The 25692-nt window shown below is 72.8% G+C and carries 22 protein-coding genes; 4 read left to right on the top strand and 18 right to left on the bottom strand.

Features of this window, described 5'->3' with window-relative positions; translation table 11 throughout:
* Positions 1 to 59 precede the first annotated feature (59 nt).
* The 6 genes from ACYVK7_RS04595 to ACYVK7_RS04570 all read right to left on the bottom strand — a co-directional run bounded on the left by ACYVK7_RS04595 (position 60) and on the right by ACYVK7_RS04570 (position 5611).
* A complete protein-coding gene (locus ACYVK7_RS04595) occupies positions 60 to 389 on the bottom strand; it encodes a histone-like nucleoid-structuring protein Lsr2 (RefSeq protein WP_454860261.1) in 330 nt (109 codons plus the stop codon).
* Between the two features lie 176 nt (positions 390 to 565).
* Positions 566 to 748 carry a hypothetical protein gene (locus ACYVK7_RS04590; RefSeq protein WP_460886500.1) on the bottom strand — a complete coding sequence of 61 codons (183 nt, stop codon included), beginning with the start codon at positions 746 to 748 and terminating at the stop codon, positions 566 to 568.
* A gap of 39 nt (positions 749 to 787) precedes the next feature.
* Positions 788 to 2341, bottom strand: coding sequence for a lysine--tRNA ligase (lysS, locus tag ACYVK7_RS04585; RefSeq protein WP_460886499.1), 1554 nt, complete (start codon positions 2339 to 2341; stop codon positions 788 to 790).
* A gap of 58 nt (positions 2342 to 2399) precedes the next feature.
* Positions 2400 to 3344 carry a carboxylating nicotinate-nucleotide diphosphorylase gene (nadC, locus tag ACYVK7_RS04580; protein WP_460886498.1) on the bottom strand — a complete coding sequence of 315 codons (945 nt, stop codon included), beginning with the start codon at positions 3342 to 3344 and terminating at the stop codon, positions 2400 to 2402.
* Positions 3341 to 4009: a GntR family transcriptional regulator gene (locus tag ACYVK7_RS04575; RefSeq protein WP_460886497.1), complete on the bottom strand. Its 669-nt coding sequence runs from the start codon at positions 4007 to 4009 to the stop codon at positions 3341 to 3343. The genes nadC and ACYVK7_RS04575 overlap by 4 nt, the downstream gene beginning before the upstream one ends.
* 81 nt (positions 4010 to 4090) lie before the next feature.
* Positions 4091 to 5611, bottom strand: a complete 1521-nt coding sequence (locus ACYVK7_RS04570) for a hypothetical protein (RefSeq protein ID WP_460886496.1) — start codon at positions 5609 to 5611, stop codon at positions 4091 to 4093.
* 215 nt (positions 5612 to 5826) lie between these two features.
* On the opposite strand from ACYVK7_RS04570, the gene ACYVK7_RS04565 reads away from it, so the two are divergent.
* From ACYVK7_RS04565 to ACYVK7_RS04550, 4 genes are read left to right on the top strand one after another with little or no spacing between them, the layout of a single operon-like run.
* Positions 5827 to 7104, top strand: coding sequence for an NRAMP family divalent metal transporter (locus ACYVK7_RS04565; protein ID WP_460886495.1), 1278 nt, complete (start codon positions 5827 to 5829; stop codon positions 7102 to 7104).
* Positions 7105 to 7145: 41 nt separating this feature from the next.
* Positions 7146 to 7931, top strand: a complete 786-nt coding sequence (locus ACYVK7_RS04560) for a LamB/YcsF family protein (protein WP_460886494.1) — start codon at positions 7146 to 7148, stop codon at positions 7929 to 7931.
* Complete coding sequence (locus ACYVK7_RS04555; RefSeq protein WP_460886493.1) at positions 7931 to 9640, top strand: 5-oxoprolinase subunit B/C family protein; 1710 nt, start codon at positions 7931 to 7933, stop codon at positions 9638 to 9640. The genes ACYVK7_RS04560 and ACYVK7_RS04555 overlap by 1 nt, the downstream gene beginning before the upstream one ends.
* The gene (locus ACYVK7_RS04550; protein ID WP_460886492.1) at positions 9637 to 11400 is read left to right on the top strand and encodes an acetyl/propionyl/methylcrotonyl-CoA carboxylase subunit alpha; all 1764 of its coding nucleotides are present in this window, start codon (positions 9637 to 9639) and stop codon (positions 11398 to 11400) included. The genes ACYVK7_RS04555 and ACYVK7_RS04550 overlap by 4 nt, the downstream gene beginning before the upstream one ends.
* Before the next feature lie 192 nt (positions 11401 to 11592).
* On the opposite strand, the gene ACYVK7_RS04545 is transcribed toward ACYVK7_RS04550, so the two are convergent.
* From ACYVK7_RS04545 to hpt, 12 genes are all read right to left on the bottom strand, one after another.
* Complete coding sequence (locus ACYVK7_RS04545) at positions 11593 to 13281, bottom strand: L-aspartate oxidase (protein WP_460886491.1); 1689 nt, start codon at positions 13279 to 13281, stop codon at positions 11593 to 11595.
* On the bottom strand, positions 13278 to 13784 hold the full coding sequence (gene panD / locus ACYVK7_RS04540; RefSeq protein ID WP_460886490.1) for an aspartate 1-decarboxylase: 507 nt from the start codon (positions 13782 to 13784) through the stop codon (positions 13278 to 13280). The genes ACYVK7_RS04545 and panD overlap by 4 nt, the downstream gene beginning before the upstream one ends.
* 4 nt (positions 13785 to 13788) lie before the next feature.
* Positions 13789 to 14649 (bottom strand): pantoate--beta-alanine ligase, encoded by an 861-nt coding sequence (gene panC, locus ACYVK7_RS04535; RefSeq protein WP_460886568.1) that lies wholly within the window; start codon positions 14647 to 14649, stop codon positions 13789 to 13791.
* An 89-nt stretch (positions 14650 to 14738) separates the two neighbouring features.
* The gene (locus ACYVK7_RS04530) at positions 14739 to 15713 is read right to left on the bottom strand and encodes a Rossmann-like and DUF2520 domain-containing protein (protein ID WP_460886489.1); all 975 of its coding nucleotides are present in this window, start codon (positions 15711 to 15713) and stop codon (positions 14739 to 14741) included.
* A 3-nt stretch (positions 15714 to 15716) separates the two neighbouring features.
* Complete coding sequence (locus tag ACYVK7_RS04525; RefSeq protein WP_460886488.1) at positions 15717 to 17369, bottom strand: PH domain-containing protein; 1653 nt, start codon at positions 17367 to 17369, stop codon at positions 15717 to 15719.
* Positions 17366 to 17857 (bottom strand): PH domain-containing protein, encoded by a 492-nt coding sequence (locus tag ACYVK7_RS04520; protein ID WP_460886487.1) that lies wholly within the window; start codon positions 17855 to 17857, stop codon positions 17366 to 17368. Before ACYVK7_RS04520 ends, ACYVK7_RS04525 begins: the two co-directional genes overlap by 4 nt.
* A 35-nt stretch (positions 17858 to 17892) precedes the next feature.
* Positions 17893 to 18378, bottom strand: coding sequence for a DUF3180 domain-containing protein (locus ACYVK7_RS04515; RefSeq protein ID WP_460886486.1), 486 nt, complete (start codon positions 18376 to 18378; stop codon positions 17893 to 17895).
* Between the two features lies 1 nt (position 18379).
* Positions 18380 to 21220, bottom strand: a complete 2841-nt coding sequence (gene folK, locus ACYVK7_RS04510; protein ID WP_460886485.1) for a 2-amino-4-hydroxy-6-hydroxymethyldihydropteridine diphosphokinase — start codon at positions 21218 to 21220, stop codon at positions 18380 to 18382.
* Positions 21217 to 22260, bottom strand: coding sequence for a dihydropteroate synthase (gene folP / locus ACYVK7_RS04505; RefSeq protein WP_460886484.1), 1044 nt, complete (start codon positions 22258 to 22260; stop codon positions 21217 to 21219). The genes folK and folP overlap by 4 nt, the downstream gene beginning before the upstream one ends.
* Positions 22261 to 22262: 2 nt before the next feature.
* Positions 22263 to 22886, bottom strand: a complete 624-nt coding sequence (gene folE, locus ACYVK7_RS04500) for a GTP cyclohydrolase I FolE (protein WP_460886483.1) — start codon at positions 22884 to 22886, stop codon at positions 22263 to 22265.
* Positions 22887 to 22923: 37 nt separating this feature from the next.
* Positions 22924 to 24951, bottom strand: coding sequence for an ATP-dependent zinc metalloprotease FtsH (gene ftsH, locus ACYVK7_RS04495; protein ID WP_460886482.1), 2028 nt, complete (start codon positions 24949 to 24951; stop codon positions 22924 to 22926).
* Positions 24952 to 25135: 184 nt separating this feature from the next.
* Positions 25136 to 25690 (bottom strand): hypoxanthine phosphoribosyltransferase, encoded by a 555-nt coding sequence (gene hpt / locus ACYVK7_RS04490; RefSeq protein ID WP_460886481.1) that lies wholly within the window; start codon positions 25688 to 25690, stop codon positions 25136 to 25138.
* Between the last annotated feature and the right edge of the window lie 2 nt (positions 25691 to 25692).

The following is a 25692-nucleotide window of genomic DNA, read 5'->3' as shown; positions in this document are numbered from 1 at the left end:
CCCCGGCCGCCCCGTTCGCGGGGCGCCGGGGCGCAATATGCCGTCGTGCCGGCAACGCGTCAGCCGTTGGCCTTCGCGTATGCCTCCTGGACCTCCGCCGCGATGCGGCCACGGTCGCTCACGGTGTAGCCGTTGGCCTTGGCCCATTCGCGGACCGCCGCCGTGTCGCTGCCGGAACGGGACCGACGCGTCGTGGCGGTGCGCGCCACCGGCGACTTCACCTTGCGCGCGTGGCCGACCCACGAAGCGAGCGCGTCACGCAGCTGGGCCGCGTGCTCGGCATTGAGGTCGATCTCGTAGGAGACGCCGTCGAGGCCGAAGTTCACGGTCTCGTCGGCGGCACCGCCATCGATGTCATCTTCGAGAACGAGCTGAACCTTCTGAACCATACGGGTACTTCCCTTCCGCGCCACTAATTCCGGGGTTAGTTCGTGAGCATGCCGCACCCAATATTGACATGTCAATAATAGGCATGTGACACCGATCACGAAAACTTCACCCCGTGCTTGGTGAAGTGCGTGGATTTGGTCCGGAAGGTCGGCAGGGATAACCTCGGCCGCGCGGATCAGTGCGACATGGAATTCGGCGTGTTTTCCGTGGACGCCGTCATGCCCTCGCGGTCCATTCGGTCGAGCGCCTCACGCTCGTGGCGGTCGGCGCGAAAGATCTTGCGCATCGCAAACCAGAACAACAGGCCGACCCCCACCGAGGGCGTGAGCCCGGCCAGCACCGCAAGCGTCGTATCCATCACAAGATCCTCACAAACTCATCTGCGCCGATTGAAATCTCAGGCCTGCGGCTTCACGAGCGGAAAAAGGATGGTCTCACGGATGCCCTGGCCGGTGAGCGCCATGAGCAGGCGGTCGACGCCCATGCCCATTCCGCCCGAAGGGGGCATCGCGAATTCCATCGCGGTCAAAAAGTCCTCGTCCAGCAGCATCGCCTCGTCGTCACCGGCCGCGGCCATCCTGGCCTGCGCCTCGAAGCGCTGCCGCTGGATCACCGGGTCCACCAGCTCGGAATAGCCGGTGGCCAGCTCGAAGCCCCGGATGTACAGGTCCCACTTCTCGACCTGACCCTTTTCCGTACGGTGGTCACGCGTGAGGGGCGACGTCTCCACGGGAAAGTCCCGTACGAACGTCGGGGCGGACAGGTGGTCGCCCACCCGGTGCTCCCAGAGCGTCTCGACGAGCTTTCCGTGATTGAGGATCTTCTTGTTGCCGACCTCGACATCAAGGCGGCCGGCGATCTTCTCGAGTTCCTCGACCGACGTGCCCGCGGTGATCTCCTCGCCCAGGCTTTCGGAGAGCGAGTCGTACATCCGCAGGTTTGCCCATTCCCCGCCGAGCTCGTACTCGGAACCGTCGGGAAGCGTCACGAGCGTGGTACCGAGAACGTCCTGCGCCGCTGTCTGCACCAGATCCTGGGTGAGCGCGCCGATGGTGTTGTAATCCCCGTAGGCCTCGTACGCCTCGATCATGGCGAACTCCGGCGAGTGCGACGAGTCGGCGCCCTCGTTACGGAAGTTCCGGTTGATCTCGAAGACCTTCTCGACGCCGCCGACGACTGCCTTCTTGAGGAAGATCTCCGGCGCGATGCGCAGGAAGAGCTCCAGGTCGTACGCATTCATGTGCGTCGAGAAAGGCCGCGCCGCCGCGCCGGACGCAATGGTCTGCAGCATGGGCGTCTCGACCTCGAGAAAGCTGCGTCGGTGGAAGTTCTCGCGCAGGGACCGCACCACACCGGCGCGCAGGCGCACCATGTCACGGGCCGCCGGGCGGGCGATGAGGTCCACGTAGCGCTGGCGCACCCGGGCCTCCTCGGACAGGTCCTTGTGCAGGACGGGCAGGGGTCGCAGCGCCTTCGCCGCCATCTGCCACTCGTCCGCGAAGATGCTCAGCTCGCCCCGGCGCGACGAGCCGACGCGGCCGTGCAGGAAGAGGTGGTCCCCCAGGTCCACGTCGGTCTTGAAGGCCGCGAGCGCCTCCTCGCCGAGCACGGCGAGGCTCAGCATGCCCTGGAGGCGGTTGCCCTCGCCGTCCTGCAGCGTGACGAAGCACAGCTTGCCGCCGATGCGGATGAAGACCACGCGGCCCGCGACGCCCACGACGTCGTCCGTCTCCTGGCCCGCCTCGAGGTGGCCGTAGGCCGAACGGACCTCGGTGATGCCGTGCGTGACCGGCACGGTGACCGGGTACGCCTCGGTGCCGCGCGCCAGGAGGCGCTCACGCTTCTCGCGCCGGATCCGCAGCTGCTCGGGCAGGTCGTCGGTCGGCGGGGTCGGGGCGCTCTCGGCAGCGTGGTTCTCGGTCACGGGCTCGATTCTATCGGTGCGCACCATCCGTTGAGTGCGGGATATTCGCCCGGTTGGCCACACCTGAGGGGCGAATACCCAGCATTCAGCGGGTCTGGGAGGCGGGGCGCAGGTCCAGGGCCAGGTCGAGGATTCCGGCACTGTGGGTCAGGGCGCCCACCGAGAGGTAGTCCACGCCTGTGGCCGCGACCTGGCGCGCCGTCGAGAGCGTCAGGTTGCCGGTGGCCTCGAGCTCGACGTGCGCGGGGACGCCGTCACGCCCCTCCCGCTCGCGGACGGCGGCCACCGTCTCGGCGAGCCGGTCCGGCGCCATGTTGTCGAGCAGCAGGAAGTCGGCGCCCGAGTCCAGTGCCTCCAGCGCCTGGGCGGTGGTGTCGGCCTCGACCTGGACCTGCACGTCGGGGAACATCGCGCGGACGGAGTGGATCGCCGCGCGGACCGACCCGGCCGCGACCACGTGGTTGTCCTTGACCATGGCGACGTCGTACAGACCCATGCGCTTGTTCGTCCCGCCGCCGGCCCGTACCGCGTACTTCTGCAGGGCGCGCAGGCCGGGCGTCGTCTTGCGGGTGTCGAGCACCCGCGCACCGGTGCCCTCGAGCTCGCGCACGAAGGCGCGGGTCGCCGTGGCGACGCCGGAGGCACGGCTCGCCAGGTTGAGCAGGGTGCGCTCGGCGACGAGCAGCACCAGGGTGCGGCCCTCCAGCGTCGCGAGGACCTGGCCGGCGGCGACGGCGTCGCCGTCCTGCGCATGGAAGGTCACGCTCGGGGCGGGGAGGCCCAGCCGGGCCGCTACCTGGTCAAGGACCTCGCCCACCACCACGAGCCCCGCCACGACGCCCTCGTCGCGTGCCACGAGCTCCGCGGTCCCCGTGCCGGACGGCGGGATGGTGGCCTGCGAGGTCACGTCGCGCCCCGGCGTGGAACCCAGGTCCTCGTCGAGGGCGACCTCGACGGTGCGGGTCACCCAGGCGGCGTCGAGCCCCGGGGTGACCGTCGACGGGGTGGCGAGGAGTGGGAGAGTGTTCACGGGCTCACCGTATCCGCAGCACCGGGCGCTGCGGTGTCGTCCACCCTGGCCTGGAGCATCCGTTCGGAGTCGGTGAGATACCGGTTGAGGTCGGCCGCCGCGCCGGCGGCGTCCCCCGCGAGGAACCGGCGCAGCAGGCCGGCGTTGCGGTCGACGAAGCCGTCGAAGAAGCTCCCGTTCTCGCCCAGCAGGCCGAACGCCAGGCGGAGCTCCGCGGAGAGGTTCGCGTGCACGCGGTCGAGGCGCGGGCTGCCGGCCAGGGCGACGATCCCGGCGTGGAACCGCATGTTCGCCGCGGCGATGTCGCGCCAGTCCCCGCCGAGCCGGGCGGCGAGGGCCGCGTCGACGGCGTCCCGCATGGTGCGGGCGCCCGGGTGCGCCGGGTCGCCCGCCGCGAGCACGGGCACCTCGATGAGCCGGCGCAGGCGGTAGATGTCGACGACGTCGGCGAGCGTGGGCCGAGCCACGGCGACGCCCGCGTTGGGGCGCCGGACCAGGAGGCCCTCGTGGACCAGGATGCGGAAGGCCTCGCGGAGCGTGTTGCGGGACACGTCGAGCGACTCGCTGACCGCCTGCTCGGACAACCGCTGCCCGGGAGCCAGCCGGCCGGTGACGATGAGCTCACGGATGGCGTCCGCGCTGCGCTCGGCCCGATCGACTGTCACCGACCCATCCTACGGACCCGACGCCCCCGAGCTGTCAGACCTACAGGTCGCTCGGGTGACCTGTAGATCTGACAGGGGGTGTCAGTCGACCGTGTCCAGGACCGCGTGGGTCAGGTTGCGGGTCTGGGCCGTGATCGACGTGCGCCACGCGTCGAACGTCTCGTCGCTCACGCCGAAGTCCGTCTCGAAGTGCTGCATGTCCGGCGTGTGGATGTGCCCGGCCGGGATGTCGAGCCCCGCACGGTCGCGCAGCAGGGTGTTGCGGTAGGCGCTCTCGTTCGAGAGGTAGTTGCCGCCGCCTCCGCTGTACGAGCAGGAGTCCTCCGCCGGCGGGACCGGCGGGGTGGACGGCGGGTAGGTGACGGGCGGCGGGCTGTTGAACGTCTCACGCCGGGGCGAGGCGCAGTCGGGGAACTGCGTGTAGCTGGTGTTCCAGACCACGCCGAAGGCCACCGACGGGTCGGGCCAGGTGTCGCCCGGCGGGCGCGGCACGTCGGCGCCGGTGTCCGCCGCGATCATCTCCGCGACCGGCAGGCTCGCGGCGGTCCACTGCGGCGGGTCGGTGAGCCCGTCCCCGCCGCCCCAGCGGTCGACGACCTGGATGTTGCAGCCCGGGTTGTCGACGGCCAGCTGCGGCACGCCGCCGACGGCCGGGCACGGGGTGCCGTTGTCGTTGCCGGGGTAGGCACCGTGATAGCGCGCGTTCCACTGCTCCAGGTTGAACTGCGACCCGCCGGCCTGGCTCACGGTGAGGGACGCGTCGACCTGGCGCGGTCCTGGCTCCATGAACGGGCCGACGGTGTCCTCCAGGTAGCCGCGCTCGAACTCCGGGTAGCTGACGGGCAGCGTGTACGCCTCGACGTGGGCGACCTTGCCGTCGTCGGTGCGGTAGGTGGTGCCGTCCAGCGCGAGCGCCGCGGCGCCCGACGGGTTGCCGTGCCGGATGTTGTTGCCGACGGTGCCCGGCGCGGGCGAGGTGGTGCCCCCGTCGAGGGTGTAGACGTCGAACCCGCTCACGATCACGCGCAGCACGTCGTCGCCGCGCGGCAGGTCGATGTCGTACATGCCACGCGCCGCCTTGTCGAACGTCTCGACCAGCTCGGCGCGCTGGGCGTCGGTGAGGCCGCCGTCCGGCGCCCACTGCCGCAGCACGGCCATCGCCTCGACCCGGGTCCAGTACAGCGGGCGGTCGTCGCTGACGGGAAGGTCGCCGCGGACGGCGGCGCCGTCGGACTGTGCCCGGCGGACCGCGGCGTCCCACAGGGCCTCGCCCTTGCGCTCGGCCAGTGCCGTCGCGTCGTCGAGCGAGTGCGTGCGGCACAGCGCCGCCGTGAGTGCCGCCGTGTACCCGCCGAAGCCTCCGCCCTCGATGACGGTGCGGGCGTAGGTCTTCTCGGCGGGGACGGTGGGGTCGGCTGCGTCGGGCAGGTGGGCGGCCAGGCGGCTCTCCTCGACCGACAGCGGGATGCTCGGGTCGAGGCAGCCCGTGTCCGGGCCGGACCCGGTACGGGCGGCCCCCGGGGCCGCGAGAGCTGTGGTGGCGCAGAGTGCGAGGGCGACGGCGCCTGCTCGCACTCCGGCCGCGGTACGTGGTGTCGACATGTGGTCTGTTCCCCTCGGTAGTGGGTGATAACGACCGTAGAGGTTCGTTGAACAATCCGACAGAGCGGGGCAGGTAAACATCTCGTATCGCGGGCTGCGCTCCCGCACCGAGCCGTGCCATGATCGACAATGTTCTGCAATGCGGCGGAAACATCCGACGAGGACCATGCTGACTGTTGAACAATCCGGCTCACCCCAACGACGAGGAGGACGCCATGTCCGACACGAGCCACGAGCCCCGCACCCCGCAGACGGCGCCACCACCGGCCGCCCCGGCGACGAGGATGAGGCGGTTCGCCTCCGTGCGCAGCCGATCCCTGCTGGGCGCTCTGTTCCTGATGGCGACCTCCGCCATCGGGCCGGGCTTCATCACGCAGACCGCGACGTTCACGCAGCAGCTGGGCGCTGCCTTCGCCTTCGGCATCCTGGTCTCCGTCCTCCTGGACCTGGCCGTCCAGATGAACGTCTGGCGCATGATCACGCTGACCGGCAAGCGCGCGAGCGTGCTCGCCAACGACGCCCTGCCCGGCAGCGGCTACCTCCTGGCCGTGCTGATCGTCCTCGGCGGCCTCGTCTTCAACATCGGCAACACGGCGGGCGCCGGCCTGGGCCTGAACGCCCTCTTCGGCCTGGACCCGCGGCTCGGCGGGGCGATCAGCGCCGTCATCGCCATCGCCATCTTTCTCGCCAAGCGCGCGGGCGTCGTCGTCGACCGGGTCGTGATCGTCGCCGGGCTGGCGATGATCGTGCTCACCGTGATCGTCATGGTCATGTCCGGCCCGCCCGTCGGCGACGCGCTGAAGCAGACCGTGCTGCCCGACACCATCGACTTCGCCACGATCACCACCATCGTGGGTGGCACCGTCGGCGGGTACATCACGTACGCGGGCGCCCACAAGCTGCTCGACTCGGGCGCCGCGGGACCCGAGCACATCCGCGAGGTGAACCGCGCCGCGGTCAGCGGGATCATCGTCACGGGGATCATGCGGTACGTCCTGTTCCTGGCGATCCTCGGGGTCGTCGCCTCCGGCGTCGTGCTCGACGTGGCGGGCAACCCGGCGGGCGACGCGTTCGGCGCGGCCGCCGGCGAGACGGGGCTGCGCATCTTCGGCGCCATCTTCTGGATCGCGGCGATCACGAGCATCATCGGCGCCGCCTACACCTCCGTCTCGTTCCTGCCCGTCTTCTCCACCAGGATCACCGGCCGCACGGCCGACCTGTGGACGGTGGGCTTCATCGTCGTCTCGCTGGCCGTCTACCTGGCGATCGGCACCGCGCCGGCCACCCTCCTCGTGTTCGTGGGCGGCGTGAACGGGCTGGTCCTGCCCATCGGCCTGACCCTGTTCATGTACATCGGGTGGTTCCGCGGCTCGCTCCTCGGCGGCACGCGGTACCCGAGGTGGCTCCTGGTGGTCGGCACCCTGGCCGTCGTGGTCACCTGGTACATGGCGGTCAACGCGGTGGGCCCGATCTTCGACCTGCTGTCCCCCTGAGCCACCGGCTCGGCACCGCCCCATCGAAAGGAACACGCACCATGAGCGCCGTCGACCTGAACAGCGACCTCGGCGAGGGCTTCGGCCGCTGGAGCCTCGGCGACGACGAGCAGATGCTCGGCATCGTCTCCAGCGCCAACGTCGCCTGCGGCTTTCATGCCGGCGACCCCGCGACCATCCGGCGCACCGTGCGGTCGGCCGTGGCGCACGGCGTCACGATCGGCGCGCACGTCGGGTACCGCGACCTGGCCGGCTTCGGCCGCCGAGCCATGGAGGTGCCCGACGACGAGCTGGAGGCCGACGTCGCCTACCAGATCGGCGCGCTCCGCGGACTGGCCGACGCCGAGGGTGGCGTGGTCACCTACGTGAAGCCGCACGGCGCGCTGTACAACACGGCGCAGGTCGACGAGCGGGTGGCCCGGGCGGTGGCGGCGGCCGTCGCCGCCGTCGACCCGGGCCTCGTGCTGCTCGGCCTGCCCGACAGCGCGGCCCTCGCCGCGGCGGCCGGCGCCGGGCTCGCGACCGCCACCGAGGCGTTCGCCGACCGCGCGTACACGCCGGAAGGCCGCCTGGTCTCCCGGCGCGAGCCGGGCTCCGTGCTGCACGACGCCGACGACGTCGCCCGCCGCATGCTCCGCCTCGTCACCGAGGGTGTGGTGACCGCCGTGGACGGTTCCGACGTCGCCGTGCGCGCCGACTCCGTGTGCGTGCACGGCGACTCCCCCGGCGCCGTGGCCATGGCCCGGCGGATCCGCGAGGTGTTCGACGCCGGGGGCATCACCCTGACGGCGTTCGCCCCGGCGGCGGGCAGCGGCTCCGCGGCGTGATGCGGGTACTGACCGCCCGCGACGACGCCCTGCTGGTCGAGCTCGACGACCTGGACCAGGCGGTCGCACTGTACGAGTCCCTTCTCGCCGACCCCGTGCGCGGCGTCGGTATGCCCGTGCCGGGCGCGCGGACCCTGCTCGTGCCGTTCCGGCCCTCGGCCGTGTCGGCGACGGCCTTGACCGCCGAGCTTCGGGCACGGCCCCTGGAGCGCCGCCCCGCCTCCACCGCGCGCACGGTCGAGATCCCCGTGCGCTACGACGGCGCCGACCTCGCCGAGGCGGCCGAGCTGCTCGGCTGGAGCGCCGACGAGCTGGTCCGCCGCCACACCGCCGCGGCGTGGACCGTCGGCTTCGTCGGGTTCGCGCCCGGGTTCGCCTACCTGACCAGCGACGATCCCGAGCTGGTGGTCCCCCGCCGGTCCACACCGCGCACCCGCGTGCCCGCCGGGTCGGTGGCGCTCGCCGGGCCGTACAGCGGTGTCTACCCGCGCGAGAGCCCGGGCGGGTGGCAGCTCGTGGGCCGCACGGACGCGCCCGTCTGGGACGTGACGCGGGAACGCCCGGCCCTGCTGCTCCCGGGCGACGAGGTCCGCTTCACACCGACCCGGCGCCGGCCGCTCGCGCCGCCCCGCCCGCCGGACACCGGTGTTGACCACAGCAGTCCCAGCCAGGATCCGGGATCGTCCGGCAGCAACCGCTGTGGTCAACGTCCGGCCTCGGGCGGCGAGGGCGGCCGCGGAGGGGTTGTCGTGGTCGGGGCCGGGGTGCAGGCGTTGGTCCAGGATCTCGGGCGGCCCGGGTCCGAGGGGGCCGGGGTGTCGGCGTCCGGTGCCCTCGACCGGCCGAGCCTGCGGGCGGCCAACCGTGCCGTGGGCAACCGGTCAGGTGCCGCGGCCGTCGAGTCGGTCGGCGGGCTGCGGCTGCGCGCCCACGGACCACAGGTGCTCGCGGTGACGGGAGCCGTCGGCGACATCGTCGTACGACCGGCAGCCGCCGCGGAGCAGGCAGAACGCGACGCCGCCGAACCGGCGCGCCCCGACCGCCGTCCGCGGCAGGGCGAGCCGTTCGCCCTGGACGACGGCGACGAGCTGCGCCTCGCCCCGGCCGCCCGGGGCGTGCGTGCCTACGTGGCGGTGCGCGGCGGGATCGACGTGCCACCCGTGCTCGGCAGCCGGGCGACCGACGTGCTGGCCGGGCTGGGACCCGACCCGCTCCGGACCGGCGACCTCCTACCCGTCGGCGTCCCGGAGCGGGGCGTCCCCGCCGCGGAACCCCTCGTGGACCCGGGGCACCCGGGCGCCGCGTCGGCGTCGGGCAGCCTGCCGGCAGCCGGCGAGGTCACGGTGCTGCCGATCGTCCTCGGCCCGCGCGACGACTGGTTCGACACCGCGGCGATCGACCGCCTCACCAGCCAGGACTGGCTGGTCACCCCCCGCTCCAACCGGATCGGTCTGCGCCTGGACGGAGCCCCCCTCGCCCGGATCCCGGAACGGGCCGGCGCCGAGCTGCCGAGCGAGGGCTGTGTCACCGGCGCGATCCAGGTGCCGCCCGACGGGCTGCCGGTCCTCTTCCTGGCCGACCATCCGCTGACCGGCGGCTACCCCGTGATCGGGGCCGTCACCGCCGACCATGTACCCCTGGCGGGGCAGCTGCCCGCCGGCGCGCGCGTCCGCTTCACGATCCAGCACCACCCAGGAGGCACCCCATGATCCGCACCGTGCTCGTCGCGAACCGAGGCGAGATAGCGGTCCGCGTGGTCCGCGCGTGCGCCGACCTGGGGATCCGCTCGGTCGCCGTGTACGCCGACGGCGACGTCGACGCCCCGCACGTCCGCCTCGCCGACGAGTCCTGGGCGCTCGACGGGCGGACCGCCGCCGAGACCTACCTGTCGGTGGACAAGCTGCTCGACGTCGCCCGCCGGTCCGGTGCCGACGCCGTGCACCCTGGGTACGGCTTCCTGTCCGAGAGCGCGGCCGCGGCACGCGCCGTGGAGGATGCGGGGCTCGTCTGGGTCGGCCCGCCGCCGGCCACCATCGAGCTGCTCGGCGACAAGATCGCCGCGCGCGACCTGGCGCGGACCGTCGGCGCGCCCCTCGTACCCGGCTCGGACGGCCCGGTGCCCGACGCCGCCGCCGCGCTCGCCTTCGCCGAGGAGCACGGCCTGCCGCTGGCGATCAAGGCAGCGCACGGGGGCGGCGGACGCGGCATGCGCGTGGCCAGGACCCTGGACGAGGTACCCGAGCTGTTCGACGCCGCGCGGCGTGAGGCGGAAGCGGCCTTCGGGCGGGGCGAGTGCTTCGTGGAACGGTTCCTGGACCGGCCCCGGCACGTGGAGGCCCAGATCATCGCCGACGCCCACGGGCACGTGGTGGTCGCAGGCACCCGGGACTGCTCGCTGCAGCGCCGCAACCAGAAGCTGGTCGAGGAGGCACCCGCGCCCTTCCTCGAACCCGAGGTACGCAAGCGGATCCACGAGTCCGCCCGCGACCTGTGCGCGGCCGCCGGCTACCGCGGAGCCGGGACGGTCGAGTTCCTGCTCGGGACCGACGGCACCCTCTCGTTCCTCGAGGTCAACACCCGCCTCCAGGTCGAGCACCCCGTCACGGAGGAGACCACCGGGCTGGACCTCGTGGTCGAACAGCTCCGCGTCGCGAGCGGCCTGCCGCTGTCCGTGACCGAGGACCCGGAGCCCCGGGGGCACGCGATCGAGCTGCGGCTCAACGCCGAGGACCCGGCGCGCGGTTTCCTGCCCGGGCCCGGGCGCGTCGAGCGGTTCGTCGCGCCCGCGGGACCGGGGGTGCGGGTCGACGCCGGCATCGAGTCCGGGTCGCTGATTCCCGGCGAGTTCGACTCGCTGTTCGCCAAGATCGTCGTGTGGGGGGCGACGCGGGAGGCCGCGCTGGCCCGGGCGCGGCGAGCCGCCGCCGAGACCGTGGTGGACGGGGTGCCGACCGTGCTGCCGTTCCACCGCGCGGTGCTCGACGACCCGGCGTTCACCGGTTCCGGCGACTCGTTCGCCGTCCACACCCAGTGGATAGAGACCGAGCTGCTCGCCGCCCTGGACCCGCAGACGCTCGCCGCGCCGGCCGTCGAGCGGGAGGTCGTGGACACGTGGGTCGAGATCGACGGGCGGCGGCACCGGGTGCGTGCGCCGGGTGGGTCTTTGGTGGGGGCTGGGCCGGGGGCTGCGGGCGGATCCGGGGCCGCGGGCGGTTCCGAGGTGGCTGCGGGGCCGGGCACGGGCGCGGACGACGCGCGGGTACCGCTGCTCCCCGCGATGCCCGGCACTCTGGTGCGCTGGCTGGTCCTCGACGGCGAACCGGTGACCGATGGTCAGCCCGTCGCCGTCGTCGAGGCGATGAAGATGGAGTCGCAGCTCGTGGCGGAGGCTGCAGGCGTGCTGGAGCACTCGGCGGACGAAGGCACCCAGATCGCGGCGGGCGACCCGATCGGCTACGTCACGCGCTGACCGGCCACCGCGTGGCGGCCGAGTTCGGTCGGTTGCTGGGCGTCTTCCACGACTTCGGTCCTTTGCCTCGAGATCGGTCAATCAAATGACCGATCTCAAGGCAAGCGACCGAAGTCAGCGCAGGCCCCCGTGCAAGAGACCGAAGTCAGCGCAGGCCCCCGTGCAAGAGACCGAAGTCGGTCGCCAGCCCGCTCACCGCGCCTGCAGCACCCCGTCACCGTCCAGCCAGACCTGGACCCGGCGCCGCCAGGCGTCGTCCGGCTTGGGGAAGTCGGTGCGGTAGTGGCCGCCGCGCGTCTCCTCCCGCACCGCGGCCGCCCGGGTCAAGGCGCGAGCGACCTGGTGCACGTTGGTCGTCTCCCACTCGGCGGCCTGGGGTTCGGCCACCACGTCGGTCGTCAGGTGCGCGTCGGCGCGGACGGCGCCGAGCCGCTCGTCGGCGTCGGCCAGCGAGCGTGCCGACCGGATGACGCCGGCCCCGGCCGACGTCACCTTCTGGATCCGCGACCGCGCCGCCGCCGCGACGAGCCCGGAACCACCGGCGCGCTCGGCCGGCTGTCCCGGCGCGAGCTCGCCCGCGTCGAAGCGCGCCGCCACGTCCCGGGCCGCGCGGGACGCGAACACCAGGCCCTCGAGCAGCGAGTTCGACGCGAGCCGGTTCGCGCCGTGCACGCCGGTGCAGGCCACCTCGCCGACCGCGTACAGGCCGTCCACCGAGGACCGTCCGTCGAGGTCGGTCACCACGCCGCCCGAGTGGTAGTGCTGGGCGGGTGCCACGGGCACGGGCTCCTCCGACCAGTCGATCCCGGCCTCCAGCAGCCGCCGGTTGATCGTGGGGAACCGGGTGCGCAGGAACTCCCGGCCGAGGTGGCGGGCGTCGAGCAGCACGTTGTCGGCGCCGGTGGCCGCCATCTGCCGCACGATCGCGTGGGCGACGACGTCCCGTGGCGCCAGCTCGGCCATCTCGTGCACGGCCGGCATGAACCGGTGCCCGTCGACGTCGAGCAGCAGCGCACCCTCGCCGCGCACGGCCTCCGAGATGAGCGGCACCTGACCCTTGGCGCCGGTGCCCAGCCACAGGACCGTCGGGTGGAACTGCACGAACTCCAGGTCTCCGAGCACGGCCCCCGCTCGGAGCGCCGCGGCGATACCGTCACCCGTCGCACCCGCCGGGTTCGTCGACGACCGGAACACCTGCCCGACCCCGCCGGTCGCCAGCACGACGGCGGGTGCGAGGACCGCGCCGACGCCGTCCCGCGTGCCGGTGCCCCGCACGTGCAGGGTCACGCCGCAGGCGCGCTCACCGCCGTCGGCCGTGGGGGCGGTCGTCAGCACGTCCAGCACCAGGGCGTTCTCGACCACCTCGATGCCGGGGTCGTGCCGGACCGCCTCGATCTGCGCGACGAGCGCCCTGGAGATCTCCGCGCCGGTGGCGTCTCCCCCGGCGTGCGCTATCCGGTCGGCGTGGTGGCCGCCCTCGCGGGTGAGCGCGATGTCACCGTCGGCGGCCTTGTCGAAGACCGCGCCGCGCGCCACGAGCTCGCGCACCCGCGCGGGGCCCTCGGTGACGAGCACCTGCACAGCCGCCGGGTCGGACAGGCCTCCGCCCGCGACGAGCGTGTCCGCGAGGTGCGCCTCCGGCGAGTCGGACGGGTCGAGCGCCGCCGCGATGCCGCCCTGCGCCCACACGGTCGAGCCGGACAGGAGCCGTCCCTTGGTCACGAGCAGCACCCGCGGTACGTGCGTGCGCAGCTCGAGCGCCGCCGTCAGCCCCGCGATCCCCGAGCCGACGACTATCGCGTCGGCCTCGGCGGTCCAGCCGGGCGCCGGGGCGGCGAGGGAGCGGGCGAGGCGCGGTCCTGGTCCGACCGTGCCGCTCACGCGCGGCCCGACGCCGTGCGCACCAGGCCGGCGTGCTGGAACGGCTCGATGGCGAGGCCGCTCTCCTCCAGCCCGTACCCGTCCGGCACGTGACCGGGCTCGTCGTTGATCTCCACTATCCGGTTCTTCTCGTCGACGAACACGACGTTGGGCAGGAACGTCCTGGCGTCGTGGTCCGAGAGCATGCCGTAGCCGATGAGGATGACGACGTCGCCCGGCCTGACCAGGTGCGCGGCCGCGCCGTTGATGCAGATCTGGCCGGAGCCCGGTTCACCGGGGATCACGTAGGTGGTCAGCCGCGCGCCGTTGGTCACGTCGACGACGTCGACCTGCTGGCCGGGCACGAGGTCGGCGGCGTCGAGCAGGTCCGCGTCCACGGTGATGGACCCGACGTAGTGCAGGTCCGCCTGCGTCACGGTGGCGCGGTGGATCTTCGCGATCATCATGGGCCGCTGCAGCGATGCGGGGCGGCCGACGGGCGGGCGGTGGGGCGTGGTGCTCATGGTGCTACCTCTGGACCTCGGGCGAGACCTCGATGGCCTGGTTGTCGATCAGGCGGGTAGTACCCACCCGTGCGGCCACGAGCAGCAGCGCATGGCCGGAGAAGTCGTCGGTGACCGCGTCCACGGTCACCGGATCGACGAGCGCGAGGTAGTCGACCACGACGCCGTCTGCCCCGTCCAGCACTTGCCGCGCGGCGTTGATCACACCCGTCGGGCCGGCGTCGGCGGCCGCGGCGCCCGCCCGGAGCGCGCGGGACAGGGCCAGCGCCGGCGTCCGCTCGTCCGCGGACAGGTAGGCGTTGCGGGAGGACATGGCCAGCCCGTCGGCCTCCCGTACCGTCGGCACGCCCACCACCTCGACCGGCACCTCCAGGTCGCGCACCATGCGGCGCACGGCCAGCAGCTGCTGGGCGTCCTTCTCCCCGAAGAGGGCGACGTCGGGCCGCACCAGGTGCATCAGCTTGAGCACCACGGTGAGCACGCCGTCCAGGTGCCCGGGGCGGTGCTCGCCCTCCAGCACCTCGCCGATGTGACCGGCGGAGACCCGCACCACCGGGTCGCCGTCCGGGTAGACGACGTCGGGCGTGGGCGCGAACACCACGTCCGCCCCGGCCCCGGCCAGCTTGGCGACGTCACCCTCCAGGTCCCGCGGGTACGTCGCGAGGTCCTCCCCCGCGCCGAACTGCAGCGGGTTGACGAAGATCGTGACGACCACCTGACCGTTCGGACCGGCCTCCGCCCTGGCCCTGCGCACGAGCTCCAGGTGCCCGTCGTGCAGGGCGCCCATCGTCATGACGACCGCGCGCCGCCCGGGGTCGGCGTCGGGGCCCGCCGAGACGAGGGGGCCGCCGATCGCCCAGCGCATCTGGGCGTCACGCAGCTCGGAGCGGGTGCCGACCACGAGGGGCGCACGCTGCCCGGGGGCCGCGTCGGCAGGAGTGTGGGCGTCCGTGGTCACTGTGTCTTCCTTCCGGCGCGCGACTCCCCCGTCGCGCCGTCCAGCGCGTCCAGCAGGGCCTGTGCGGCTCGGTCGTCGATGCGGTGGCTCGCCAGCGCACGGCGCGTGGCCCCGCGGGCGAGCTCGGTGTAGCTGTCGGGTACATCGGTGGCGCCGCTCGCGGTGGCCAGGGCGCTGAGCTCGGTCAGATGGCGGCGCACGGTGCCGACGTCGCCCCGCGAGACCGGTCCGGTGAGCGCGGAGATCGCCCCCGGCCCGACGCCGTCGCGCGCGTCCGCGGACCGCGTCGCCGACTCCAGCGCCGCCGAGAGCAAAGGGGCGAGCACCCGACCGGGCGCCTCGATCCCCGCTGCCTCCAGGCCCTGCGCGGCCTGCGCGACGAGGACCACCAGGTGGTTGGCGCCGTGCGCGAGAGCCGCGTGGTAGAGGCCGCGAAGCTGCTCGTCGACGATGACGGGCTCGCCGCCGATCTCGACCACGAGCGCCTGCCCGATCGGCTGCACGGGCGCCGGTGCGGTCACGGCGAAGGTGCAGCCCTCCAGGCGGGCCAGGTCGAGCGACGTGCCGGTGAACGTCATCGCGGGGTGCACGGCGAGCGGGATCGCGCCACCCACCCGAGCCGGCTCCAGGACGGCCGTCCCGAAGCGTCCGGACGTGTGGACGGCGAGCTGTCCCGGCTGCCAGGCGCCCGTCTCGGCGAGGCCGGCGACCAGCGGGCCCAGCGCGTCGTCGGGCACCGCGAGGAGGACCAGCTCGGCCCGCTCGACGACCTCGGGCACCTCGAGGTTGGGGACACCCGGCAGGAGCGTCTCGATGCGCTCCCTGGAGTCCTCCGAGATTCCGCTCGCGCCGACGACGGCGTGGCCCGCCGCGCGCAGCGCGTTGCCCAGCACGGCGCCCACCCGGCCCGCGCCGACGACGCCGACGCCCAGCCGGCCGGGCCGGCGGCCCGGCTCCTCGGGGGCGCTCACCGGTCACTCACCCGGTCTGTCACCCTGGTTCTCCATCCATCGTTCGGGTCCCGCGGCCGCGCGTGCGGTGCGGGCGCGCGTGGCCTGCTCGGCCATGAGCCGCGCGGCGTCGGCGACGTCGAGGTGCGGCGCCTCCGGACCCACCGGGCCCTCCGTGGAGTGCACCTGGAACGACGCGACGCCCAGCCGCCGCTGCCACGGACCCTGGCTCAGGCCCAGCGACTGGGTCCGCTCGTGCGGCACCACGTCCAGGATCTTCACCATGCGGCCTCTGCGCAGCAGCAGGGCACGACCGGTCACGGTGAACCCGTTGCGGCGCCATGCCACCGGGTCCAGTATGCGGGTCCGCCGGGGCGCCGTGACGTACCCGCTCTCGGTCCGGGAGTCGCCGTCCAGCCCCGCGTCGAGGACGCGGCGCGGCTCGTCGACACCGAGATCGGGCAGCACGAGGGAGAGCACGGTCAGCGCCTCCTCACGGGTGCCGACGGGCAGGAGCACGCTGTTCTTCTCGTCGCCCTCCCCGCCGCCGTACCCGGCGACGTTGACCTGCACGCGCCACCAGTCGCGGCCGCGCCACAGCACGCTCTGCACCAGGCGGACGGCCTGCACCCGGCCGGGCGGGATGGTCTGGGACCGTGTCTCCAGCATCCCGTGCCGCAGCCGGACACCGTCGGGCGAGATCGCCACCCGGAAGTCGAACTCGCCGGTGAGGCGGCCGAACAAGTACCCGCCCGCGCCCAGCACGGCAGGCAGAGAGGCACTCATCACGGCGAACTCGCCCGTGATGATCACGACTGCCAGCACCACCAGACCCCACAGGACCAGCGTGATCATCGCCCCGGAGCGCAGCACCGAGGCGATCAGCCGGCCCAGCGGCACGGTGAGCACCGGCACCTGCGGTGCCTCCAGGGACGTCGGTGCGCCGGGCACCGCCGCCTGCCCACCCGGCACGCCCGCGGTCTCGGCCGTCGGCGGTTCCGCGTCCTGCGGCCCGCCCGCCGGTACCGGGCCGGCAGGAGCCGCCACGGCGCCCGACGCCGGCTGCGTGCGGATGGCCGCGGAGCCGGCCGTCGCCACCTTGAGGCCCGCGGCGCGCGCGAGGAGCTCGGCGCGCAGCTCGTCGGCGTCGGACCCCTTCAGGAATCCGATGGCGACGCCGGAGTCCGTACCGCCGGCGGTCTCGAGGGTGAGCTCGCACAGGCCGAAGAACCGGGCCACGAGCGGCTGCCTGATGTCCACCGACTGCAGGCGGTCCAGCCGGGCGTGCCGCTGCTGACGGAACAGGATGCCGCGCCGCAGGTGCACCGTCTCCTCGCCGATGGCGAAGGTGGTCATCCGCCAGGCCAGGACCGAGTAGCCCCACCCCACCAGCGCGACGGCCGCGAGCGCGGCCAGCACTGTCCACCAGTACTCGCCGGTGATCAGCTCGATGAGGCCCCCGCGGGGACCGCCGTCGAGACTCTGCTGGCCCAGGATCACGATGGCTGCGCCGAACACCGCCCAGCCCCTGACCAGCGGCGTGACGGGGTGCACCCGCCGCCAGTCGAGCTCCTCGGCACCGGGCTGAGCGGGTTGACCGGAGGGCGCGGGCTGGGCCGGCTGCGGGGGCTGGGCGGGCTGCCCGCCGTGCTCGAGATCGTGCTCAGGGGTGCTCACAGTCCCGCCAGACGGGCCTCACCACGGGACGCCAGGCGGTCGCGCAGCCGCGCAGCCTCGTCCGGCGGCAGGCCGGGGATCTGGGCGTCGGTGCCCACCGACGCCGTGTGGAGCTGGACCTTCGCCAGGCCCAGCTTGCGGTCCAGGGGCCCCGCCTCGACGTCCACGTACTGCATGCGGCCGTAGGGCACCACGACCATCGACTTGAACATGACCCCCTTGCGGATGAGCAGATCGTCGTCGCGCTCGGCGTACCCGATGGCCCTGACCTGGCGCGGGACCAGGAGGATGGACCACAGCAGCAGGACGGCGGGGACACCGGCGAGGAACCAGAACCAGGGGCTGACGGTCACGGCGAGCACGACGCCGGCGACCACCGGGATACCGAGGCTGATGGCGGCCGGCACCAACATGGCCGTCACGAGGCGCGGGGACACCCGGTTCCAGGTCACGTCGTGCGGTTCGAAGGGGCTGGTCATGATGGCCATTGTTCCGCAGAGGGCAAGCCATGGACAGCGCGGCGTCAAGCCGGAGCCGGGGACTCGCCCTCGTCCGAGCTGGAACGGTCCTTGTCGACCGGCGGGAGCTCGCAGAACTTCTCGGCGATCAGACCTACGACGGAGAGCACCACCGAGCAGAGGACCGCGATGCCCGCCGCGATCGCGCGGTCACGCCGCGGTTCGATCGCGAGGTCGGCCAGCACCACCAGGACCTGCGCCAGGTACCAGCCGCCGAGCAGGGCGCCCGTCAGCGCGGCCGCCTTGGCCAGGACGAGCGTGCGCGCGGCGCGGAGACCGTCGAGGGAGGGCCGGTCGCCCTTCTGGTACGACCGCACGACCCACCCCGCCCAGAACACGGCGCCGGCCAACGCGAGGATCGCCACGTCGACCAGCCACGGCACCTCCGGCAGGTACACGCTGCGCGCCTCCAGGGCGCGCAGCACGAGCCAGCCGACGAGCGCGACGGCCACGAGAACTGCGATCAGCGACCCGATCGGCGTCCTGCGCATGTCAGGCGTCGCGCCCCCGTTCGTCCCGGACCGGGACCCAGGAGGGCACCGAGTCGATCGGGCCGTCCGACGGCGGCGCGGTGCGCTGCTGGTCGTTGACGAAGCCCGGGACCCGGATCACCGTGTGGTCGTTGTCGTAGGCCTCCTGCTGGCCGTTGACCTGACCGTTCGGCTGGCCGTTCTGAGCCTGGTCGGCCACGCCGTTCGGCGGGGTGCTGACCGGCGCGAACACCGGGGCGGCCTGCTCCTGCGGGCCGCCGCCGTTCACGGGCGGGAACACACCGCTCTGCTGGCGTGACGGGTTGACCGGCGCGAACACCGGCTTGGGCTGTGACGACGCCGGGGGCAGCGGCTCGTGCGCCGGTACCTCGTGCGCCGTGTCCCGTACCGCCCGGGGCGCGATGGGCGCCGGGACGAGGGCCTCCTCGGGCGGCGGGACGGCCGCCCCGTTGCCCGGCATCCCGGCGGGCCGGGCACCCCGTGTCGGCAGGGCTGCGGAGCCGTCGGACCCCGGTACCGGACCGCTGGAGTAGGCCTGCGGGTGGCCGCCCGGGTACGCCTCCTGCTGCGGGGGCACACCACCCTGCGACGGGTGGTCGAGCTCGACCTGACCGCTGTGCTGGCCCTGCGGGTGACCGCCGCCCGGCACCTCGACCACGGGACCACCGGGCGAGGCCTGCGGCCGGCCGCTCGGCGGGAGGGACGGGGGCAGCGCCGGCGGCATCTCGCCACCGTGAGCTTCCTGCCCAGGGTTGCCGGCGCCGTCGGGCACCGCGGGCTGGTTCTGCGCGGTGGTCCCGCCGCCCTGTTCGGGCTCCGGGTCGGTCAGCCAGTCGAGCGCGAGCCACCGGATGCCCGCACGGTCGGGCGCCGTGGCCGCGAGCTGCGCCACCGGGCCGCCGCCGAGGCCGGGAAGCACCGCGTCCGGCGCGATCTGCGACCACGGCTCCAGGACGAACGCCCGCTCGTGCGCACGAGGGTGCGGCACCTCGAGGTCCTCGGCGGCATCGGTCAGGTTGCCGTAGGTGATCACGTCGACGTCGAGCGTGCGGGGACCCCAGCGCTCCTCGCGGACGCGGCCGTGCACGTTCTCGACCTCCTGGCACAGGTGGAGCAGCCCGCGCGCCGAAAGCGTGGTGCGGGCGAGCAGCACCGCGTTGAGGTAGTCGGGCTGCTCCTCCGGACCGCCGACCGCGGCCGTGCGGGCCAGGGGTGACACGTCGGTGATCTGCAGGCCCGGCATGCGGTCCAGCTCGGCGACCGCCGAACGCATGGTCGCCTGCGGGTCGCCGAGGTTCGCGCCGATCGCGATGACCACGTCGACATATCCTGCGGGCACCTCGTCGAACCGGTCGCGCGGCTCCGCCTGGTACGGCTGCTCGGCCTGGAACGGCTCCGCCTGGTACGGCTGCTCGGCCGGGTACTGGTCGGGCTGGTGCTGCTCCGGCTGGTGCGGCTCCTGCGCGTACTGGTCCGGCTGCCCGACGGCGGAGTCGGGGACCGCGGCGGCCACCTGGGTGGTCCGCAGGTCGCCCTGCTGCTCGAACAGCTGGTCGTACTGGTTCTGCTGCGGGTCGAGCTGCTGCTGGTCGTACTGCTGCTGGTCGTACTGCTGCTGGTTGAACTGCTGCGGGTCGAGCTGCTGCGGTGGCTGCTCGTAACCCGGCTGGGCGCGCTCGAACCGCTGTGGCTGCTCGGCCTGGGCCGGCCGCTCGGCCTGCCCCTGCTGCGCGAACTGGTCGTACTGCTGCTGGTCGTACTGCTGCTGCTCGAACCCGTTCGGCTGGTCGTGCCTCTGGTCGAGACCCTGAACCGACTCGTACTGCTGGGCGGGCTCGAAGGCCTGCTCCGGCTGGAACTGCTCGTCGGGCCGGAAGACGGGCTCCTGCGCGCGCCCGTCGCGCTGCTCCGTAGGCGCGGGCGCGTCGGGTGCCAGATCCCAGCCGGAAGGAACCACCTGGACGGGTTCGGGCGCGATGAGCTCAGGCACCGGGGCCGGCTCCTGCTCGCTGGCGGTCGCGACCGCCGCGGGGACCTGGTCCACGAGCGGTTCCGGCTCGAACGCCTCCGCGCGCAGCGGCGCCTGCTCGGCAGGCTCCTGCTGGTACGGCTGGTACGGCTGGTACGGCTCCGGCTCGAACGGCGCCGGCTCGAACTCGTTCTGCTCGAGCCGGTTCTGCCCGAACTGGTGGTTCTGCTCGAGCGGGGCCTGCTCGAACGGGGCCTGCTCGTCGTGCGCGGCGACGGGCTCGAAGTCCTGCGCCCCGGGCTCCGCGGCGAACGAGGCGGAGCTCGCCGGGGGGTCCACCGGGAAGACGTCCTGCGGGCTGGGCTCGTAGCCGGGGGCCTCGGCGGACGTCTCCGGCGTCTGACCGAAGTCCGCTGCCTCAGTGCCGGAACTGGCCTGCGACGTCGGCGCCGCCACGACGGGCATGGTGCTGCGGTCGCGACGGATCGCCACCTCGACGTCGGCGAACGGCACCGGGATGGGCGCCTGCGGCTTGTGCACGCGGACGTCCACCGCCTCGACCTGCGGCCTGGCGAGCACCACCGCGGCGATCCGCTCGGCCACCGTCTCGACGAGGTCGGCGGGCTCGCCCGCCAGGACGTCGTGGACGTCCTGCGCGACCTCCGCATAGCTCACCGTCTGCGCCAGGTCGTCGCCCGCCGCCGCCGGACGCGTGTCCAGGTACAGCACGACGTCGGCCAGGAACTCCTGGCCCGCCTGTCGCTCCGACGGCAGCACACCGTGGTACCCCCGCGCGCTCACGCCTGTCAGCTGGATCTGGTCCAGCGACCGGCCGCCCAGGCCTGTGACGCCCGTTCCGAACGCTGTGGTCACCGTGGTCTCCCCCCGTCGTCATTGCGTGCACCGGAATCCTGCCAGGTCGGCATGCCCTGTTCCCCGGCCGTCCACGATTCTGTGGTCAAGGCCACGGTGGAAGTCAATGGCTCCGGTGCGGATTGGGGAGAGGTACCCGAGGACCCTACCCGGGGCTCGTCGGTCGCGGCGGTCCACGCGGCGGCGACCCTGACGGCGTCGGCGCTGGCCCGGACACTGTGCACCCGCACGCACCAGGCGCCCGCGGCCGCCGAGAGCGCCGAGATCGCGGCGGTCGCGTCGTCCCGCGCCCGCGGCGGTGCCATGTGCCCGGCGGAGTCCTCCAGCAGGTGGCCGAGGAACCTCTTGCGGGACGCCCCCACGAGGACCGGACGGCCCAGCTGGTGCAGCACGTCGAGGTGCGCGAGGAGCGGCCAGTTGAGCACGCCGGCCTTGGCGAAGCCGAGCCCGGGATCGAGGATCAGCTGCTCGGACCGCACGCCGTCGTCGTGCAGCGCGGCCATGCGCGCCGCCAGCTCGTCACGGACGTCCGCCACGACGTCGCCGTACACCTGGTGGTCGTCCATCACGTCCGCGTGCCCCCGCCAGTGCATGGCCACGTACGCGGCGCCCGTCTCCGCGACGGCGCGTCCCATCTCCGGGTCGGCGAGGCCACCCGAGACATCGTTCACGATGCGCGCGCCCGCGGCCACCGCGCGCTCGGCGACGGCCGCTCGCGTGGTGTCCACGCTCACGATCGCGCCGTGCGCCGCGAGCCGCTCGATCACGGGCAGCACGCGGGCCAGCTCCTGCTCCTGCGGGACCCGCGCGGACCCCGGGCGGGTGGACTCCCCGCCCACGTCCAGGACGTCGGCGCCCTCACCGAGCAGCTCGAGGCCGTGCGCCACGGCGGCCGACGGCTCGAACCACTCGCCGCCGTCCGAGAACGAGTCCGGGGTGACGTTCACGACCCCCATCACCAGGGTGCGGCCCACGCCGGAGAGCTCCGGCAGACCGAGCACCCGGGCGTCCCGGGCGGGATGTGGGGCGGTGGAGGCCACCGTCACTTCCCGAGGATGAGGCTCATCGCCTCGGCTCGTGTGGCGCCGTCCCGCATGACCCCGCGCACCGCGGAGGTGATGGTCCGCGAGCCGGGCTTGCGCACGCCGCGCATCGACATGCACAGGTGCTCGCACTGAACCACGACGAGCACGCCGCGCGGCTCGAGGATCTCCACCAGGGAGTCGGCGATCTGCGTGGTCATCCGCTCCTGCACCTGCGGGCGGCGGGCGTAGACCTCGACCAGACGGGCCAGCTTGCTCAGCCCCGTGATGCGCCCGTCCGTGTTGGGGATGTACCCGACGTGCGCGACGCCGTGGAAGGGCACGAGGTGGTGCTCGCAGGTCGAGTACACCTCGATGTCCTTGACCAGCACCATCTCCTCGTGACCGAGGTCGAACGTGGTGGTCAGCACGTCCTCGGCCTCCTGCCGCAGACCGGCGAAGATCTCGCGGTACGCCCGGGCCACGCGGGCCGGCGTCTCCCGCAGGCCCTCGCGCTCCGGGTCCTCCCCGACGGCGAGGAGGAACTCGCGTACGGCGGCCTCGGCCCGTGCGGCGTCGTACGGCGGGATGTCCGCCGCGCTCCGCACGGGCGTCGACACAGGGGTGACTGACCCGTCGGTCATCGTGCTGCTCCGGTCCTCGTCACTGCCCGGTCCTTCGTCACTGCTGGCTCGGCGGATCCGCCGGGGGCGCCATGTCCAGCACGGCCTCGTCCTGCGGCACCGTGGAGTGCCCGTTCTGCGCCGCCAGCTCCTTGGGAGTGAGGACGGGGCCACGGGTGTGCACCGTGCGCTGCTCGCTGGACAGCCAGACGTCACGCGCGGGGCGCTTCTCGACGGACCGGAAGACCTCGGCGAGCTCCTTCTGGTTCAGCGTCTCCTTGTCGAGCAGGCCGAGGACCAGCTCGTCGAGCACGTCGCGGTGCTGGGTCAGCACCTCCCACGCCTCGTCGTGCGCGGCCTCGACGAGCTTGCGCACCTCGTCGTCGATCGTGCCGGCGACGGACTCGGAGTAGTCCCGCTCGTGCCCGTAGTCGCGGCCGAGGAACGGCTCGCCGCCGCTCGTGCCGAGCTTGATGGCGCCCACCCGCTCACTCATGCCGTACTCGGTGACCATCTTGCGGGCGATGGCCGAGGCCTTCTCGATGTCGTTCGAGGCGCCCGTCGTGGGGTCGTGGAACACGATCTCCTCGGCCACCCGGCCACCCATCGCGTACGCGAGCTGGTCCAGCAGCTCGTTGCGCGTGGTCGAGTACTTGTCCTCGAGCGGCATGACCATGGTGTAGCCCAGCGCGCGGCCACGCGGCAGGATCGTCACCTTGGTGACGGGGTCCGTGTAGCGCATCGCGGCGGCGACCAGGGCGTGCCCGCCCTCGTGGTACGCCGTGATCTTCTGCTCCTTGACGTTCATGACGCGGGTGCGCTTCTGCGGGCCGGCCACCACGCGGTCGATGGCCTCGTCCAGCGCGCGGTCGTCGATGAGCTGAGCCCCGCTGCGCGCCGTGAGCAGCGCGGCCTCGTTGAGCACGTTGGCAAGATCGGCACCCGTGAAGCCGGGCGTGCGACGCGCGACGGCCTCGAGGTCGACCTCGGGGACCATCGGCTTGCCCTGCGAGTGCACGTTGAGGATCGCCTCCCGGCCCTTGAGGTCGGGGGCCTCGACGGCGACCTGGCGGTCGAAGCGACCCGGGCGCAGGAGCGCGGGGTCGAGGATGTCGGGCCGGTTCGTGGCCGCGATCAGGATGACGTTCGTCTTGACGTCGAAGCCGTCCATCTCGACGAGCATCTGGTTCAGCGTCTGCTCACGCTCGTCGTGACCGCCGCCCATGCCCGCACCACGGTGCCGGCCGACGGCGTCGATCTCGTCCACGAAGATGATCGCCGGGGAGTTCTGCTTGGCCTGCTCGAACAGGTCGCGTACACGGCTGGCGCCCACGCCGACGAACATCTCGACGAAGTCCGAGCCGGAGATGGAGTAGAACGGCACGCCCGCCTCGCCCGCGACGGCGCGCGCGATCAGCGTCTTACCCGTACCAGGGGGGCCGTACAGCAGCACGCCCTTGGGGATCTTGGCACCGACGGCCTGGAACTTGGCGGGCTCCTGCAGGAACTCCTTGATCTCCTGGAGCTCCTCCACGGCCTCGTCAGCGCCCGCGACGTCGGCGAAGGTGACCTGCGGGGTGTCCTTGCTGGCCAGCTTGGCCTTGGACTTGCCGAAGCCCATGACCCGGTTGCCGCCGCCCTGCGCCCGCGAGAGCAGGAACCAGAACACGACACCGATCAGGAGGAAGGGGATCAGCACCGACAGCATGGAGGACCAGAAGCTGGGCTGCGGCACCTCCGAGTCGAACCCGTCCGCCGGGTCGGCCTTCACGATGGCGTCCTCGACGCGGTCGCCCTGCGGCAGCGTGTAGAAGAACTCGACCGTCTTGCCCTTGTCGACCTCCTCGGCGTCCTCGCCCTCACCCTCGGTCACGGAGTACGCCTCGGAGAGCTTGAGCTCGACCCGCTGCTCCCCGTCGACCATGAGGGCGTGCTCGACCGTGCTGCCGTCCAGCAGCTCGATTCCCTGTGACGTCTCGATTCGCGAGACATTGGGCTGGTTCAGTGCCGAGATGGCCAGCGTCACCACGACCAAGGCGACCAGGATCCAGATGACAGGCCCACTCAGAAGCTTCTTGATGTTCATCGGCGACGGGGACCGAGCCCCGTTTCCCTCCGCTCGCGCAGTATGTTTCCGTCGAAACTACATGGTCCCCCGGACAGGAGCCCCGAGTGTTCGCCCAGAGCATGTGATGCCTGGGCCACACCTCGCCCAGACGTGACGAACCGCCCGGGACGGGCATTCCGCGGCGCCGAGCGGTGCTGACGAATCAGCCGCCGTAGACGTGCGGTGCCAGCGTGGCAACGAACGGGAGGTTCCGATAGTTCTCGGCGTAGTCGAGCCCGTAGCCCACCACGAACTCGTTCGGGATGTCGAAGCCCAGGTACTTCACCTCGACGTCGGCCTGCGCGGCGTCGGGCTTGCGCAGCATCGAGGCGATCTCGACGGAGGCGGGCCCGCGCGAGCGCAGGTTCGACACGAGCCACGAGAGGGTGAGGCCCGAGTCGATGACGTCCTCGACGATGAGGACGTTGCGACCGGTGAGGTCCGAGTCGAGGTCCTTGAGGATGCGGACCACGCCGGAGGACTTGGTGCCGGAGCCGTACGACGACACGGCCATCCAGTCCATCTGGGCCTTGTGGTGCAGGCGCCTCGACAGGTCGGCCATCACCATGACCGCGCCCTTGAGGACGCCGACCAGGAGCAGGTCCTTGCCCGCGTAGTCCGCGTCGATCTGAGCTGCCAGCTCGTCGAGCTTCTTGGTGAGCTGCTCCTCGGAGAGCAGGATCTCCGCGAGGTCGGGTCCGACGTCGGACTGGTCCACGA

This window comes from Promicromonospora xylanilytica (assembly GCF_054782895.1).
Note: the sequence above shows the minus strand (reverse complement) of the source record. Positions and strands in the feature narration are given on the sequence as shown.

Bases quoted from the DNA above. Each gene is read 5' to 3' on its own strand.
- ACYVK7_RS04595 (WP_454860261.1), bottom strand. From the start codon at position 389: ATGGTTCAGAAGGTTCAGCTCGTTCTCGAAGATGACATCGATGGCGGT.
- ACYVK7_RS04590 (WP_460886500.1), bottom strand. From the start codon at position 748: ATGGATACGACGCTTGCGGTGCTGGCCGGGCTCACGCCCTCGGTGGGG.
- lysS (WP_460886499.1), bottom strand. From the start codon at position 2,341: ATGGTGCGCACCGATAGAATCGAGCCCGTGACCGAGAACCACGCTGCC.
- ACYVK7_RS04570 (WP_460886496.1), bottom strand. From the start codon at position 5,611: ATGTCGACACCACGTACCGCGGCCGGAGTGCGAGCAGGCGCCGTCGCC.
- ACYVK7_RS04565 (WP_460886495.1), top strand. From the start codon at position 5,827: ATGTCCGACACGAGCCACGAGCCCCGCACCCCGCAGACGGCGCCACCA.
- ACYVK7_RS04560 (WP_460886494.1), top strand. From the start codon at position 7,146: ATGAGCGCCGTCGACCTGAACAGCGACCTCGGCGAGGGCTTCGGCCGC.
- ACYVK7_RS04555 (WP_460886493.1), top strand. From the start codon at position 7,931: ATGCGGGTACTGACCGCCCGCGACGACGCCCTGCTGGTCGAGCTCGAC.
- ACYVK7_RS04550 (WP_460886492.1), top strand. From the start codon at position 9,637: ATGATCCGCACCGTGCTCGTCGCGAACCGAGGCGAGATAGCGGTCCGC.
- panD (WP_460886490.1), bottom strand. From the start codon at position 13,784: ATGAGCACCACGCCCCACCGCCCGCCCGTCGGCCGCCCCGCATCGCTG.
- panC (WP_460886568.1), bottom strand. From the start codon at position 14,649: ATGCGCTGGGCGATCGGCGGCCCCCTCGTCTCGGCGGGCCCCGACGCC.
- ACYVK7_RS04520 (WP_460886487.1), bottom strand. From the start codon at position 17,857: ATGGCCATCATGACCAGCCCCTTCGAACCGCACGACGTGACCTGGAAC.
- ACYVK7_RS04515 (WP_460886486.1), bottom strand. From the start codon at position 18,378: ATGCGCAGGACGCCGATCGGGTCGCTGATCGCAGTTCTCGTGGCCGTC.
- folE (WP_460886483.1), bottom strand. From the start codon at position 22,886: ATGACCGACGGGTCAGTCACCCCTGTGTCGACGCCCGTGCGGAGCGCG.
- ftsH (WP_460886482.1), bottom strand. From the start codon at position 24,951: ATGAACATCAAGAAGCTTCTGAGTGGGCCTGTCATCTGGATCCTGGTC.